Annotated in this window: 1 protein-coding gene; it reads right to left on the bottom strand. The window is 68.8% G+C overall.

What is annotated here, in order from left to right; translation table 11 throughout:
• Window positions 1-224, bottom strand: a 224-nt coding sequence (locus IAE24_RS30125) for a hypothetical protein (protein WP_199962558.1), incomplete at both ends; no start/stop codon positions are given.

The raw sequence follows: 224 nt of genomic DNA, 5'->3' as shown, positions 1-224 counted from the left end.
CCAGCACCTCTTCCCAGATGCCTGCCAGCATCGCCTCCACATCGCCCTGCGGCGCCTCGTAGGCCTGCGCACCGGCCAGCTCGGGCTCGGGCAAGGCCTTGCGGTCCACCTTGCCATTGGCCGTCAACGGCAGGGCATCGAGCACCACGATGGCCGAGGGCACCATGTAGTCCGGCAGCCCCTGACCCAGCCGCTCCTTGAGCAGCCCGTCTTCGACTTCCTCG

It is taken from the genome of Delftia sp. S65 (genome assembly GCF_016516495.1).
In the GTDB taxonomy this organism is placed as follows: Bacteria; Pseudomonadota; Gammaproteobacteria; order Burkholderiales; family Burkholderiaceae_C; genus Comamonas; species Comamonas acidovorans.
Note: the sequence above shows the minus strand (reverse complement) of the source record. Positions and strands in the feature narration are given on the sequence as shown.